The organism is Streptomyces sp. NPDC054887 (genome assembly GCF_053610585.1).
Map to the genome: position 1 here is coordinate 28,207 of NZ_JBSGYQ010000042.1, position 15,112 is coordinate 43,318.

General features: G+C 72.4%; 9 protein-coding genes and 1 pseudogene. 6 read left to right on the forward strand and 4 right to left on the reverse strand.

The window, feature by feature from the left end:
- Positions 1-41: 41 nt before the first annotated feature.
- The 4 genes and pseudogenes from ACWGH0_RS23055 to ACWGH0_RS23070 all read right to left on the reverse strand — a co-directional run.
- Positions 42-2,648 carry a glycoside hydrolase family 9 protein gene (locus ACWGH0_RS23055; RefSeq protein WP_453406112.1) on the reverse strand — a complete coding sequence of 869 codons (2,607 nt, stop codon included), beginning with the start codon at positions 2,646-2,648 and terminating at the stop codon, positions 42-44.
- Between the two features lie 502 nt (positions 2,649-3,150).
- On the reverse strand, positions 3,151-5,295 hold the full coding sequence (locus tag ACWGH0_RS23060; RefSeq protein WP_453406089.1) for a cellulase family glycosylhydrolase: 2,145 nt from the start codon (positions 5,293-5,295) through the stop codon (positions 3,151-3,153).
- A gap of 256 nt (positions 5,296-5,551) precedes the next feature.
- Positions 5,552-6,607 carry a LacI family DNA-binding transcriptional regulator gene (locus ACWGH0_RS23065; RefSeq protein WP_453406090.1) on the reverse strand — a complete coding sequence of 352 codons (1,056 nt, stop codon included), beginning with the start codon at positions 6,605-6,607 and terminating at the stop codon, positions 5,552-5,554.
- 31 nt (positions 6,608-6,638) lie between these two features.
- Positions 6,639-6,763: pseudogene (locus ACWGH0_RS23070) on the reverse strand (L-rhamnose mutarotase); the annotation flags it as partial.
- Between the two features lie 339 nt (positions 6,764-7,102).
- Here ACWGH0_RS23070 and rhaI point away from each other — a divergent pair.
- The 6 genes from rhaI to ACWGH0_RS23100 all read left to right on the forward strand — a co-directional run bounded on the left by rhaI (position 7,103) and on the right by ACWGH0_RS23100 (position 14,990).
- Positions 7,103-8,269 (forward strand): L-rhamnose isomerase, encoded by a 1,167-nt coding sequence (rhaI, locus tag ACWGH0_RS23075; RefSeq protein WP_453406091.1) that lies wholly within the window; start codon positions 7,103-7,105, stop codon positions 8,267-8,269.
- Between the two features lie 100 nt (positions 8,270-8,369).
- Complete coding sequence (locus ACWGH0_RS23080; RefSeq protein WP_453406092.1) at positions 8,370-10,415, forward strand: bifunctional aldolase/short-chain dehydrogenase; 2,046 nt, start codon at positions 8,370-8,372, stop codon at positions 10,413-10,415.
- 279 nt (positions 10,416-10,694) lie between these two features.
- Positions 10,695-12,188 (forward strand): rhamnulokinase, encoded by a 1,494-nt coding sequence (locus ACWGH0_RS23085; protein ID WP_453406093.1) that lies wholly within the window; start codon positions 10,695-10,697, stop codon positions 12,186-12,188.
- A gap of 11 nt (positions 12,189-12,199) precedes the next feature.
- Positions 12,200-12,943 carry a (Fe-S)-binding protein gene (locus tag ACWGH0_RS23090; protein WP_453406094.1) on the forward strand — a complete coding sequence of 248 codons (744 nt, stop codon included), beginning with the start codon at positions 12,200-12,202 and terminating at the stop codon, positions 12,941-12,943.
- Positions 12,940-14,364 carry a LutB/LldF family L-lactate oxidation iron-sulfur protein gene (locus ACWGH0_RS23095; RefSeq protein WP_453406095.1) on the forward strand — a complete coding sequence of 475 codons (1,425 nt, stop codon included), beginning with the start codon at positions 12,940-12,942 and terminating at the stop codon, positions 14,362-14,364. The genes ACWGH0_RS23090 and ACWGH0_RS23095 overlap by 4 nt, the downstream gene beginning before the upstream one ends.
- Entirely contained in the window at positions 14,361-14,990 is a 630-nt protein-coding gene (locus ACWGH0_RS23100) for a LutC/YkgG family protein (protein ID WP_453406096.1), read from the forward strand. Before ACWGH0_RS23095 ends, ACWGH0_RS23100 begins: the two co-directional genes overlap by 4 nt.
- The last annotated feature ends 122 nt before the right edge of the window (positions 14,991-15,112 follow it).

Below are 15,112 nucleotides of genomic sequence, written 5' to 3' on the forward strand. Positions count from 1 at the left end.
ACCAGCGCTCCGGCCGGTCGGGCGCCCTGCGTGACCTCTGCTCAGCGGACCGGCGTCACCCCGCAGGGCCGGCCGTTCAGCCGGAAGACGCGGGGGTCGTTCGCCTGGCCCGTCGACTTCCCGTTGAAGCCGAAGCGCGCGGTCGCGCCGGGAGGCAGGTCCGCGTTCCAGCTCAGTGACTTGGCCACGACCTGGGGACCGGTCTGCGAGATCGTGGCTCCCCAGGTGCCGGTCACCCGCTGCGTGTCCGCGAACGACCACGCGAGCTGCCAGGGGCTGAGCGCCCGGGTGCCGGTGTTCTTCAGCACGACCTGGGTGGTGAAGCCGCCGTCCCACCGCTGCGAGGTGTACGCGACCTCGCACGTCGCCGGACCGGTGTCGCCCGCGCCCAGGTCGTCGACGTAACCGGCGACCCAGGCCAGTGGGGCGTTCCAGTTGATGGTGACCTCGTTCGTCGCCCACGATTCGATGTGGTCGATGTAGCACATCGCCGGGGCGCAGCCCTTCAGTTTGCTCTGCGCCAGCGGGTCCTCGATGCCGTCGTTCGGTCCGCCCGCGAGGGAGCCGGGCGCCGGGTTCGGCAGGGAAGGATCGAGCTGGTGGGCCCAGAAGCGGTGGTGCTGGTTGCGCGCGTCCCGCTCGCCGTACCCGGTGACGTACGACGTGTTGAGCGGGTTGCGGCCGAGGAGGTAGTCCAGTCCGCGCAGCACGGCGTCCCGGTAGGCGGCCTTGCCGGTCAGGTCGTGCGCGGTTCCCAGGACCACCATGTTGTTGGCGACCTGGCCGTTCGAGCCCCACACGTAGTGGCCGTCGGAGGGGGCGTACGGAACGCCGTACGCCCCCTTGCCGGAGTCGGCCGCGTAACCGTCCGCCGCTCGCGTCACCGTGGCGCGCACGGCCTTGAGCTGGTCGGCGGAGAGCCGGTTGGGCACGGTGGCCAGGTCCAGGGCGCCCAGGCCCGCCGTCGCTCCCCAGGACATGCCGCCGCGCGGGAAGACGGCGTCGGTGTCCCCGTGCAGCGGTGAACCGAGAAGCGCCTGACGGTAGGTGTCCTGCCCGGTGGTGATGAAGAGTTCTGCCGCCGCCCAGTAGAACTCGTCCCGTACGTCGGTGTCGGGGTACGCGCCCCCGCCCGTGCCGTCGTCGGGGTCGGCCAGGATGTCCGGGTGCGCCTTGGCAGCGGTGTAGGCGCTGCGGGCGGCCTTGTCGCAGCGGGACGCGAAGGCGGCGTCGTACGGCGCGAAGAGACGGGCGCACTGGGCGGCGGTGGCCGCCAGGTTGAGGGTGGCCGCGGTGGACGGCGGATGCAGTTCGCGGGGCTGGGGGTCGCGGTCCGGCCGCGTCGGCAGCCCGGTCCATGCCTTGTCGTGGAGCTTGTGGTGCGCCATACCGGCCAGCGGCTCGCCCGCCGGGACCTGCATGCGCATGAGGAAGTCCATCTCCCAGCGGGCCTCGTCGAGGATGTCGGGGACGGCGTTGCCGCGCTCCGGCACCCTGAGTCCGCCGTCGCCCAGGGGTGCGGCGTCGGCGTTCTCCTCCGTCAGGGTCCGCTCGAAGGCGGACATCAGCTGGGCCACCGATATGCCGCCGTTGACGACGTACTTGCCGTGGTCGCCGGCGTCGTACCAGCCGCCGGCCGCGTCGAGGCGGTAGTCGCACACGCCGGGCTGGCACGGCACGTCGTTGTCACCCTGGTTGGGGCTCACGTTGACGTGGCCCGCCGGGCGGGCGTACTCCTCCCCGACGAGGTCCGCGTCGATCTCCGTGCCGCTGCGGTTGTGGTAGAAGTACGCGAGCGCGTCGGTGCGCAGCGACGCGTAGAGGTCGTCACCGATGGCGAACGGCTCACTCCGGTCCCCGGCGACCGTGACGGTGTAGCCCTGTCCTGCGGTGGTGAAGGTGCCGAAGTCGAAGGTGTGGACTTTCTGCCGCGAGGTGTCGTCGACGCCCGCAGGGGTGGTCGTGCCACTGGCCCGCCGGGTCCCGTCCGCGGCGTTCAGCGTCCAGGGGAGCGGCTCGGTCGCCTCGGTGACGTACGTGCCGCTCTTCGGGCCGTGGGTGAGGTAGCCGACCTGGTTGACGCGGACGGGAGACCCGGTGTCCGGTTCGTACGGGGGCGGCGCGGTGCCGCCCCGCAGCGAGACGTCGTCGAGGCAGAAGGTGAACGCCTTGTCGCTGCCACCGAGCTGGAAGACGAGCTGCGCGGCGTCATGGTCGGCCGCCGCCGTGAAGGTGTGGCTGACGCGTTCGGGACTCTGGCCGACCGGCTGCGCCGCGGAGAGCTCCGTGGTCCAGGGATCGGCCCCGAGCTGCACGTTGGTGCGCATGGTGAGGGGCACCGTCGAGGACGCCGTGTAGCTGAGCGTGTATCCCTCACCGGCGGTGAGGGCGAGCGCGTTCTGCCCGATGATGGCGTCCCACGGGTTCGCCGTACCCGCCGGGACATCGGCGCACAGGCGTCCGTCCACGACCTCGCCGGGACTGCTGGCGGTCCACCACCAGGGGGCGGTGCCTTCGGAGAAGTCACCGTTGGCGATGAGCTCGGGTGGTTCGTCGGCCGGTTCGGCGGCGACGGCGGGTGGGGCTGCGGCGGGTGAGGCGACCACGGAGCCTGCCAGCAGGCCGGCGAGGGCGGCCAGGGCGGCCACGCCCGGCGCCGAGCGTCCGCGACGCCGGATCGTACGGGACTGGGGAGGCTGATGAGGTGACACGCCGGGTCCTCCAGCGGAAAGTAGGGGTGCGGGGCATGAGGACATGGGGAGTTGCGCGACGGGGGTTGGGGAGCGCTCCCGCCGCCGCCCCGCCACCTGGGTGGGGCAGCGGCGGGACGTCGTCGGTCAGGTGCAGTCCTTTCCGTTCGGGGTGAAGCCCGAGGGTGCGCCGGCAGGCGCACCGGAGCCCTGGACTCCGGAGGAGGCGGCGCCGCCCGCCGGAAGGGCGGCGTTGTGGGCGCGACGCCGTTCGCGGTCACGACGAGGCCGCTCTGGGAGGTGGTGGCGTTCCACGCGCCGCTGAGGTCGAGGCCGGCGTCCTTGCCGTCGTTCAGGCCGGAGTCGCCGCGCCAGTCTTCCTCCGGAGGTGCAGCATGGTGGGCACGCGCAACGGAACGGTCCTTCCTTACGTCGGGGTGAGGGGAGGTGGCGTGTCCGGTCAGGCGGGAAGTGCGCCCCAGGCCAGGGTGGCGCCGGTGTACGCGGGGACGGCGGGGGCATCGGCGTACGCGGTCGCCGTCGAACGGCTGTAGTCGTCGGCCTCGTTGAAGTTCGACCAGTCCGACTTGCTCATCCGGAGCTGGATGTCACCGGTGTCCTTGCCCGCCGCGAGGGAGCCGCCGGCGAACGTCACCTCCAGGTAGGCGTCGGCGCCCGTGACCGGCGAGGTCAGTGGGACGACCTTCAGCTTGACCTGCGCGCACCCGACCGCCGCGTAGTCGCACCAGGCGCTGACGGAGGGCGCCCCGCCGTCGCGGGTGAAGTAGTAGCGCACCGACACCGTGCTCAGGTCCAAGGGGGTGGATCCGGTGTTGGCGACTTGGAGCCCGGGGCGGATGGCGTTGTCCGTGGCGGAAGCGTCGTTGTTCTTGTAGCGGACCTTCACCGCGCCCGACGGACCGCCGCCACCACCGTCCGGCGGCCGGGTCGTCACGCTCAGCGCCGCCGACGGCGCCGACACGTTGCCCGCCGCGTCCCGTGCCCGCACGGTGTAGCTGTACGCGGTCGAGGGGTCGAGGCCCGTGTCGGTGTACGAGGTGCCCGTCACGGGTGCGGCGTTCACCTTCGCCATGCCCCGGTAGACGTCGTAACCGCTCACGCGCACGTTGTCCGTCGAAGCCGACCACGACAGGGACACGCTGTTCGCCGTCGTGGCGGTGGAGCCGAGCCCGGCCGGCACGGTGGGCGCGGTGGTGTCGGCCGGGTCGGGCTCCCCGCCTCCGTACACGTCGCCGAGGCTGATGCCCGTGGTGCTCCCGGCGCCGCCGAGCGGGACCTCGTGGTCGAGGCTGACGAACTTGCCGCCGTGCTGCCACAGCGCCGGCTTCAGCAGGGCGTACTTCTGCTCGTCCCACGACTTCCAGTCGCCGAGCAGCAGGCCGCCGGTGTCACCGGAGTTGGGGTTGACGCACCAGAAGGTCTGGTGGATGCGGTTCTCCGCGATGAGATCGCGCAGCGCCTTCATCCACTTCTCGTTCGGTCCGCCGTCGAGGAAGCCGCCCCATTCGCCGATGAGAAGCGGTGACTTGTTCTCCTTGTGCAGGTAGAGCCAGTTGGGGTCCCAGACGTCCCGTTCGAGGGTGGTGCGGTCCCAGGTGCCGGTGAACCAGGGCTGGGCGTGGACGAGAGGGCCGTAGTCGTGCGGGGAGTACACGAGCTGGTCGCTGTGGGCGCCGAGGTCGACCGGGTGGTCGCGTACGCCGCGCAGGTTGCCGCCCCACCAGGTGGAGTAGTAGTCGGTCGGGGTGGTGGAGGCCCAGCTCACACCGGCCTTCGGGTACACCTCGATGCCTTCGCACAGCACCAGGACGTTCGGGTTGACGGCCAGGATCCGCCTGCCCGCGGTCTCGCAGGCGTACTTGAAGTTGTCCTGGTCGGTGGAGCCGTCCCACTTGGCGCGGGTGGTCTCGTTGGCCTTGCCGTGCGGCTCGTTCTTGACGTCCATGGCGACGAGGGTGTCGTCGGCCTTGTAGCGGGCCGTCACCCATTCCCATGCCGCGTAGAACTGCTCGGTGGTGATGGCACCCTTCCACCACACCGGGTAGTTGTGACCGGAGTTGTCGGCCTCCGCGCTGTGCACGTCGAGCATCACCTTGATGCCGTACTGCTCGCACAGGCGCAGCCAGTAGTCGAAGACCTCCAGTGAGGTCTTGCCGGCGATCTCGGGGTTGGCATGGTTGTTGACGCCGGACGGAACGGCAGCCTGGCCGTTCTTCCACTCCAGCAGCAGCTGCGTCGAGATCGGCACCCGGACGAGGTTGATGCCGCGGTCGGCCATGGATTCGGTGATGCCGGTGATGTTGCCGGACCACAGTCCGTGGAAGACCCGCTCGGAGGCGTTGAAGCCGAACCAGTTGGCGCCGGTGAGCCAGACCTCGTCACCGTTCGCGTCGACGATCTTGTTGCCCTCGGTGTGGAGCCAGTCGTCGCCGGCCGCGGCGGCGTCGCTCGCGATCTGTTCGGCCACTGGGGCGGCCCGGGCCGTCGTTCCGCCCGCGAGGCCGCCCGCCGATACGAGTCCCGCGGTGATCATCGCGGCGACCAGCGTGCGCAGACGCCGTCCTTCTCTGCGTAACCGTCTCATCGGATGCTGCCCTTCCGTCGGTGGAGGGTTCAACTCCGGGACGCCTTGGGAGCGCTCCCATGTCCGTTCGGCTGGGACTGTAGGGGCGTCTCGATGCCGTGGCAAGGCACGTTGCACGGCTTGTTCGGGAGCGCTCCCGTGACAGCACGGCGGCGTGTACGCATCGGCCGCCGAGCCCCGTCGGCGAGGCGGACACCGTACGCGGCGGTTCGCCCGGAGGCGCTCGTACGGTCCCCCCTGGCCGGGCGCCTGCCTTCTATCCGGGTCCGGCGGACATGCTGGACCGCCGGACGACCAGTTCCGGCTGGAGCACGACGTGTTCGTGGCGGTGCTCGGACGCCTGGTCCCCGGTTTCCGCCGCCTGGTCCCCGGTCTCCTGGAGGAGGAGCCCGGCGGCGATGGCTCCGAGGGTCCGGGCGGGCCGGCGCACCGAGGTGAGCGGAACCGTCGCCGCGGCGGCGAACTCGATGTCGTCGTAGCCCACGATCGCCATGTCGTCCGGCACCTTCACCCCCGCCGCGTACAGCGACTGGAGCACTCCGAGTGCCAGCAGGTCGTTGGCGCAGAACACGGCGGTAGGACGCTCGGCCAGACCCAGCAGGCGACCGCCGGCGTCGCGCCCGGCGGCGACGTCGAACCGTTCCGTCGCCAGTTCCCGTAGGGCGGTGGGCGGCAGTCCGGCCTCGGCGATCGCGGAGGCGGCTCCGGCGCGCCGGTCCCGCACCTGCTTGAAGTGCGGCGGTCCGCTGACGAAGGCGATGCTCCGGTGCCCGGCGGCGGTCAGGTGGCGGACGGCCAGGGCGCCGCCCGCCACGTCGTCGACGGCCACGGAACAGCCTTCCTCGTCACCGGCCACCCGGTCCACGACGACGAACGGGATCTGGTGGCGGCGGAACTCGCGGAGCGTACGGCCGCTGGGGTCCGCCGGGGTGATCAGCGCGCCCCGTACCCGCTGCTCCGCGAAGAGGGCCAGGTAGTCGGCCTCCTCGTGCGGGCTCTGGTCGCTGTTGCAGACCATGACGCCCATGCCCGCGCCGCGGACCGCGCGCTCGGCGCCCCGGGCGAGGTCGACGAAGAACGGGTTGCCCATGTCGAGGACGAGCAGGGCGACGATCCGGCTCTGCCCGGCGCGCAGTTGGCGGGCCGACTCGCTGCGCACGTAACCGAGGCGGGTGATCACCTGCTGCACGCGGTGCCGGGTTTCCTCGGAGACGCGGTCGGGCCGGTTGAGAACGTTGGAGACGGTGCCGACGGAGACCCCCGCCGCGTGCGCCACGTCCTTGATGCCGATCGTGGGCCGGGTGGCCGTCATGTGTGTCCCTCGGTTCGGTCGATCGCGCTGCTCATGCCCAGTGGAACACCTCTGCGAGTGGACGCATCGCCTCGTCGGTGGCCCTGCCGTCCGGCTCTTCGAAGAATTCCGCCTCTCATCCTGCCAGCGGGCGTTGAGATCGGTGCAGGCGGCGGCATCGCCTCACACGTCATCGGCACATACGTACGCGTGGCGCCCACACTACTCGTCGGCGTGAAACGTTTCACACCGCACGCCCCGAAAACTGGTCCGCCGCACCAGAAGGACAGGGGATTACTGCCGCGCAATGTCGGGCCAGGGATCACGTTTCCGGCCTTCCTGCCCAGGGGCCCGCCCCTGCCCGCGCCATTCGGTGCCACCGTTCCGCGACCGCGGTCGGCTCCGCACGGGTCTTGACGCCCCCGGCACGGGAAGCTAGCTTCCCCCTCGAAATGAATCGTTTTAAAGCGCACGTCCGTCACCCCCTCCGGGGTCCCCGCCCACCGAGAGGTGCCCATGCCTGACATCGCCGCCGTGAAGGCCGCACTCGCCGGCCAGCGGATCGAGACGCCGTCGTGGGGGTACGGCAACTCCGGGACGCGGTTCAAGGTCTTCGCCCAGGCCGGCGTTCCGCGCACTCCCCGGGAGAAGCTCGACGACGCGGCCCGCGTCCACGAGGCGACGGGGGTGGCCCCGCGGGTGTCCCTGCACATCCCCTGGGACCAGGTGGACGACTACGCGGCGCTCGCGCGGTACGCCGCGGAGCGCGGACTGTCCCTGGGGGCGATCAACTCCAACGTCTTCCAGGACGACGACTACAAGCTGGGCTCGGTCACCCACCCGGACGCGGCGGTGCGCCGCAAGGCGGTGGCCCATCTGCTGGAGTGCGTCGACATCATGGACGCGAGCGGCTCCAAGGACCTGAAGCTGTGGTTCTCCGACGGGACCAATTATCCGGGCCAGGACAGCGTCTCGGCTCGTCAGGGACGGCTCGCCGACGCGCTCGCCGCGGTGTACGAGCGGCTCGGCGACGACCAGCGCATGCTCCTGGAGTACAAGCTCTTCGAGCCCGCCTTCTACACCATGGACGTGCCCGACTGGGGCACGGCGTACGCGCACTGCCTCAAGCTCGGTGAGAAGGCCCAGGTCGTCGTCGACACCGGGCACCACGCACCGGGCACCAACATCGAGTTCATCGTCGCGACGCTCCTGCGCGAAGGCAGGCTCGGGGCGTTCGACTTCAACTCCCGCTTCTACGCCGACGACGATCTGATGGCCGGCTCCGCGGACCCCTTCCAGCTGTTCCGGATCATGCACGAGGTCGTTCAGAACGGCGGGCTCGACCCCGCGGCGAACGTGAACTTCATGCTGGACCAGTGCCACAACATCGAGGCGAAGATACCGGCGGTGATCCGCTCGGTGATGAACGTCCAGGAAGCCACCGCCAAGGCGCTCCTCGTCGACGCGGACGCGCTCGGCGACGCCCAGCGGGCCGGTGACGTGCTGGCGGCCAACGCCGTGCTCATGGACGCCTACAACACCGACGTGCGTCCACTGCTGGCCGAAGTGCGCCAGGAGATGGGCCTCGACGCCGACCCTGTCGCCGCCTACCGCGCCTCGGGCTGGCAGGAGCGCGTCGTCGCCGAACGGGTGGGCGGCGAGCAGGCCGGCTGGGGCGCCTGAACTCCCCCGGCGCCGTCACCCTCCCTCCCGTGCGCGAGCCCCCGGCGCCGCATCCCGCTCCCGTACACCTCCGACATCCGCACACCCGAAGGACGCTGCGATGACTTCCGCACCTCATCCCGAGGTCCAGGCCCTGCTGGCCCGCTCCCACCGTCTGGGGACCGATCCGCGCAACACCAACTACGCGGGCGGCAACACCTCGGCCAAGGCCACCGTCACCGATCCCGCCACCGGCCGGCCCGCTCCGCTGCTGTGGGTCAAGGGCTCCGGCGGCGACCTGGGCACCCTCACCGAGCAGGGCCTTGCGGCACTGCGCCTGGACCGCGTGCGCGCGCTGAAGGACGTCTACCCCGGGGTGGAGCGCGAGGACGAGATGGTCGCCGCGTTCGACTACTGCCTGCACGGCAGGGGCGGGGCGGCCCCGTCCATCGACACGGCCATGCACGCACTGGTCGACGCGCCGCACATCGATCACCTGCACCCGGACTCGGGCATCGCCCTGGCCTGCGCGGCCGACGGCGAGAAGCTCACCGCCGAGTGCTTCGGCGACACGGTGGTGTGGGTGCCGTGGCGCCGGCCCGGCTTCCAGCTCGGCCTGGACATCGCCGCCGTCAAGGAGGCCAACCCGCGGGCCGTCGGCTGCGTCCTGGGCGGCCACGGCATCACCGCCTGGGGCGCGGACGCCGAGGAGTGCGAGAAGAACTCGCTCTTCATCATCCGCACGGCGGAGGCGTTCCTCGAGGAACGCGGCAGGGCCGAGCCCTTCGGCCCGGTCGTCGAGGGGTACACGGCACTGGACCCGGCCGCGCGCCGGGAGCGGGCCGCCGCCCTGGCTCCGGCCGTCCGCGCCCTGGCCTCCCAGGACCGCCCGCAGGTGGGGCACTTCGACGACTCGGCGCGGGTCCTTGACTTCCTGTCCCGCGCGGAGCACCCCCGGCTGGCGGCCCTGGGCACCTCGTGCCCGGACCACTTCCTGCGCACGAAGGTACGGCCGCTGGTCCTCGACCTGCCCCCCTCGGCGCCGCTGGACGAGGCCGTGGCCCGGCTGCGGGAACTGCACACCGCCTACCGTGCGGAGTACGCCGCCTACTACGCCCGGCACGCCGACGCCGACTCGCCCGCGATGCGCGGCGCCGACCCCGCGATCGTCCTGGTCCCCGGCGTGGGCATGTTCAGCTTCGGCAGGGACAAGCAGACCGCCCGGGTCGCCGGGGAGTTCTACCTCAACGCGATCAACGTGATGCGGGGCGCCGAGGCCGTCTCGTCGTACGCGCCCATCGAGGAGCGCGAGAAGTTCCGCATCGAGTACTGGGCGCTGGAGGAGGCCAAGCTCCGGCGGATGCCGGAACCCAAGCCGCTCGCTTCACGGGTCGCCCTGGTCACCGGGGCCGGGTCCGGCATCGGCAGGGCCGTCGCTCGGCGGCTGGTCGCGGAGGGGGCGTGCGTCGTGATCGCCGACCTCGACGGCGACAACGCGGCCGCCGTCGCCGAGGAGCTGGGCGGCCCCGACCGGGCCGTCGCGGTGACCGTGGACGTGACGTCCGAGGAGCAGATCGCGGAGGCGTTCAGGTCCGCGTCGCTGGCCTTCGGCGGAGTGGACCTGGTCGTCAACAACGCGGGCATCTCCATCAGCAAGCCACTGCTGGAGACCACCGCCGCGGACTGGGACCTCCAGCACCGCGTCATGGCCCGCGGGTCGTTCCTCGTCTCGCGTGAAGCGGCCCGCGTCATGCGGGAGCAGGGGCTGGGCGGAGACATCGTCTACATCGCCTCCAAGAACGCCGTCTTCGCGGGACCGAACAACATCGCCTACTCCGCCACCAAGGCCGACCAGGCCCACCAGGTGCGCCTGCTCGCTGCGGAACTGGGCGAGGACGGGATCCGCGTGAACGGCGTCAACCCCGACGGAGTGGTCCGCGGATCGGGCATCTTCGCCGGCGGCTGGGGGGCGCGGCGGGCCGCGGTCTACGGCGTGCGGGAGGACGAGCTCGGCGCGTTCTACGCCCAGCGCACCCTGCTCAAGCGGGAGGTCCTGCCCGAGCACGTCGCGAACGCGGTCTTCGCCCTCACCGGCGGCGATCTCAGCCACACCACCGGCCTGCACATCCCGGTCGACGCGGGGGTGGCCGCAGCCTTCCTCCGCTAGGCCGCGTGCGGCCGCTGGGCCGCTGTCCGCCCGTACGGGACGCGCTGACGTGCCGGGCGGCTCCGACCGCGTGGCGCGGCTGCGTCCCGGGCGTGGCACGGACGGCGGAACCTGCCGTACGCGAACGGCCCCGGGAGCGGTCGCGTACGGGTGGCCGCCCGGCCACGCCGGTACACGCGCGTACCCGGGTGTCACGGGCGCGCCCGGCGCCGTCTCACCGCCCCACTCGGCCGGCCCTTCCGCCTCCCCCACCCCTTCTTCGCAAGGACGAACCTCTCCGTGCCAGCCAGCGAGACCACCCCTTCCCGCTTCGGACTCCCCGCGTTCGCCGCGGCGGATCTGGGCGCCACCAGCGGCCGCGTGATCGTCGGCCGGGTCGGCCCCGGCACCCTGGACCTGACCGAGGTGCACCGCTTCCCCAACACCCCCGTGCGCCTGGCCACCGGCCTGCACTGGGACGCACTCGCCCTCTTCCAGGGCGTGCTGGACGGGCTGCGCGAGGCCGGCCGCACCGGGCACCTGACCTCGATCGGGGTGGACACCTGGGCGGTGGACTACGGCCTGCTGGACCGGGACGGCGCGCTCGTCGGGCACCCGTACCACTACCGGGACGCGCGTACCGCCGGCGCCGCCGAGCGCGTACGGGCCGCCGTGCCGCCCGAGGAGATGTACCGGATCACCGGTCTCCAGCACCTCCCGTTCAACACCGTCTTCCAGCTCGCCGCCGCCCGCGGCAGCGCCCCTCTCGACATCGCCCGCACGCTGCTGCTGATCCCGGACCTGATCACGCACTGGCTGACCGGCAGCGTCGGCGCGGAGGAGACCAACGCCTCCACCACCGGCCTGTTCGACGCGGGCGCCGGCGCCTGGTCCACGGCCCTCTGCGAGAGGGTGGGCATCGACCCCGCGCTCCTGCCGCCCCTGCGCGCCCCCGGCCGGACGGCGGGGACCCTCCTGCCGCACATCGCCGCCCGTACCGGCCTGCCCGGGCGGACGCCCGTCGTCACTGTGGCCTCCCACGACACCGCCTCGGCGGTCGTGGCGGTCCCGGCCACCGAGCCGGACTTCGCCTACATCTCCTGCGGCACGTGGTCACTGGCCGGCCTCGAACTCGACGCGCCCGTGCTCACCGAGGCGTCGCGGGCCGCGAACTTCACCAACGAACGCGGCATCGACGGCACCACCCGCTACCTGCGCAACATCATGGGCATGTGGCTGCTGGAGGAGTGCCGCCGCACCTGGGACGCCGAGGGCCTGCCCACGGATCTCCCCGCGCTGCTGGCCGACGCCGCCGGGGCGACGCCCTTCGCCTGCCTCGTCGATCCCGACGCTCCGGAGTTCCTCGCCCCCGGCGACATGCCCGCCCGCATCCGCGAGCACTGCGTCCGCACGGGCCAGCGGCCGCCCCGCGACCGCGGGGAGACCGTGCGCTGCGTCCTGGAGAGCCTCGCACTGGCCCACCGGCGCACCCTGCGGGACGCCGCCCGCCTCGCCGGCCGTGACATCCGGCGCGTCCACCTCGTCGGCGGCGGGTCCCGCAACGCCCTGCTGTGCCAGTTCACCGCCGACGCCCTGGGCCTGCCCGTCGTCGCCGGTCCCGCCGAAGCCACCGCGCTGGGCAACGTCCTCGTGCAGGCCCGGGCCGCCGGGGCCGCCGGCGACCTGCCCGCCATGCGGCGTCTGACCGCCGCGACCCAGGACCTGCGTCACTACACTCCGCACGGTGCCACCGCCGCGTGGGACGCGGCCGCCGCCCGGCTCGACCGCGCCTGAAAGGAGCCGTCATGCGTGTCGCCCTCTTCGCCACCTGCGTCAACGACGCCGTCCACCCCTCCACCGCCGTCGCCACCGTGCGGCTTCTGGAGCGGCTGGGCGTGGAGGTGGACTTCCCGGCCGGCCAGACCTGCTGCGGGCAGGCGCAGTACAACACCGGCTACCGGCGCGAGACCGAACCGCTCGTGCGCCGTATGCACCGGGTGTTCGCCGGCTACGACCACGTCGTCACCCCGTCGGCGTCCTGCGTCGCCATGGTGCGGGACAACTACCCGCGCATCGCCGCGAAAAGCGCGGACCCCGGTCTGTCGGCGGCCTCGGGAGCGCTCGTTCCGAGGGTCGTGGAGCTGACCGAGTTCCTCGTCGACGTGCTGGGCGTCACCGACGTCGGCGCGTACTTCCCGCACTCGGTGACGTACCACCCGTCCTGCCACGGTCTGCGCGTGCTCGGTCTGGGCGAGCGGCCCCGCAGGCTGCTGGAAGCCGTCGACGGACTGGAGCTGATCGAATTGCCCGGGGCCGAGGAGTGCTGCGGATTCGGCGGGACCTTCGCCGTGAAGAACGCCGACGTCTCCGGCGCCATGGGCGCCGACAAGCTGCGCAACGCCGCCTCGACGGGGGCCGAGGTGCTGTGCGGCGCCGACAACTCGTGCCTGATGCACCTGGGCGGCATGCTGCGCCGTCACGATGCGCCCCAACGTCCCCTGCACATCGCCGAGATCCTGGCCGGCACGCACGAGGAGCCTTTCGTATGAGCGGCACGTACCTGGGCATGCCCGCCTTCCCCGAGGCCGCGCGCGAAGCGCTGGACAACACCACCCTCCAGGGGAACCTGCGCCACGCCACCCGCACCATCCGCGACAAACGCGCGAAGGCGGTCGCCGAACTCGACGACTGGGCGCAGTTGCGGGAGGCGGGCAAGCAAATCAAGGACCAAACCCTGCGCCACCTGGACCGCCACCTGGTGCAATTGGAGGAGGCGGTGACCGCCGCGGGCGGCACGGTGCACTGGGCGGCCGACGCCGAGGAGGCCAACCGCATCGTCACCGACCTGGTCAGGGCGACCGGTGAGCGGGAGGTCGTGAAGGTCAAGTCCATGGCCACGCAGGAGATCGGCCTCAACGAGGCGCTGGAGGCCGAAGGCATCCGCGCCTACGAGACGGACCTCGCCGAGCTCATCGTGCAACTGGGCGAGGACCGGCCGTCGCACATCCTGGTACCCGCGATCCACCGCAACCGGGGCGAGATCCGGGACATCTTCGCCCGCGAGATGGCGGCCTGGGGCCGCCCCGCGCCCGAGGGGCTGTCCGACTCCCCCGCCGAGCTGGCGGAGGCCGCCCGGCTGCACCTGCGGGAGAAGTTCCTGCGCGCGAAGGTCGGGATCTCGGGCGCCAACTTCATGGTCGCCGAGACCGGGACGATGGTCGTCGTGGAGTCCGAGGGGAACGGGCGGATGTGCCTGACCCTGCCCGAGACGCTGATCTCGGTCGTCGGCATCGAGAAGGTGGTGCCCACCTGGCAGGACCTGGAGGTCTTCCTCCAGACCCTGCCGCGCTCCTCCACCGCCGAGCGCATGAACCCGTACACCTCGATGTGGACGGGCACCACCGACGGCGACGGGCCGGGGAGCTTCCACCTGGTGCTCCTCGACAACGGCCGCACCGCCACACTCGCCGACGAGGTCGGCCGCCAGGCGCTGCGCTGCATCCGCTGCTCCGCCTGCCTCAACGTCTGCCCCGTGTACGAGCGGGCCGGCGGCCACGCGTACGGATCGGTGTACCCCGGGCCCATCGGGGCGATCCTCAGCCCGCAACTGCGCGGCATCGGCAGCGAGGTCGACGCCTCCCTGCCCTACGCCTCGTCCCTGTGCGGGGCCTGCTACGACGTCTGCCCGGTCGCCATCGACATCCCCGAGGTCCTGGTCCACCTGCGGGAGCAGGTCGCCGACCGGGGCGGCAGGGGCCACCGCCTGGAGAAGGCCGCGATCCGGGCGGCCGGCTGGGTGCTCGACCGCCCCGGCGCCCTGGCGGCCGCGGAACGCCTCGCCTCCCGGACCCGTGGGCTGCACCCGAGGACGCTGCCCGGCCCGGGCGCCCGGGAGTGGACGCGGAGCCGCGACCTGCCCGTACTGCCCCCCGAATCGTTTCGAGACTGGTGGAAGAAGAACCGCTCATGACGTCCTCCCGCGACCTCGTGCTGGCCCGGGTGCGCGCCGCGCTGGCCGACACGCCGCCGGCCGCCGGCATCACCCGCGACTACCTGCGTACGCACACCCCCGACGACCCCGGAGCCGTACTGGACCTCCTCGCCGGGAACCTCGCCGACTACCGGGCGACCGTCCACCGCTGCGCCGACGCCGGACTCCCCGCGCTGCTGGCCCGGGTGCTCGCCGGACAGGGCGCCGGGAGCGTGGCCGTCCCTCCTGGCCTGCCCCCGGCGTGGCTGGCCGGCGCCGACGTGGAGCAGCGGCCGGACAGCCCGCCGCTCACGCCGGACGAGCTGGACGCGACCGACGCCGTGGTGACGGGGTGCGCCCTGGCCGTCGCCGAGACGGGCACGCTCGTCCTGGACGGGGGCGCGGGGCAGGGGCGCCGTCTCCTGACGCTCGTGCCGGACCTGCACATCTGTGTCGTGCGGCATCCGCACCAGGTGGTGGCCTCTGTTCCGCAGGCCCTGCCCCGGCTGGACCCTTCCCGGCCGCTCACCTGGATCTCCGGGCCTTCCGCGACCAGTGACATCGAGCTGGACCGGGTCGAGGGGGTGCACGGTCCGCGCTCCCTGCACGTGGTGCTGGTCGGCTGAACAGCCGGCGCCCGGGCGCGGCGGGAGGCCGCGCGGCCGTCGGCGCCACGGCGGGCGGGGCCGCGTGTCCGGATACGTACGGCCCCGCCATTCGGGGAGCGTGACGGCCCCTTCCAGGGCAC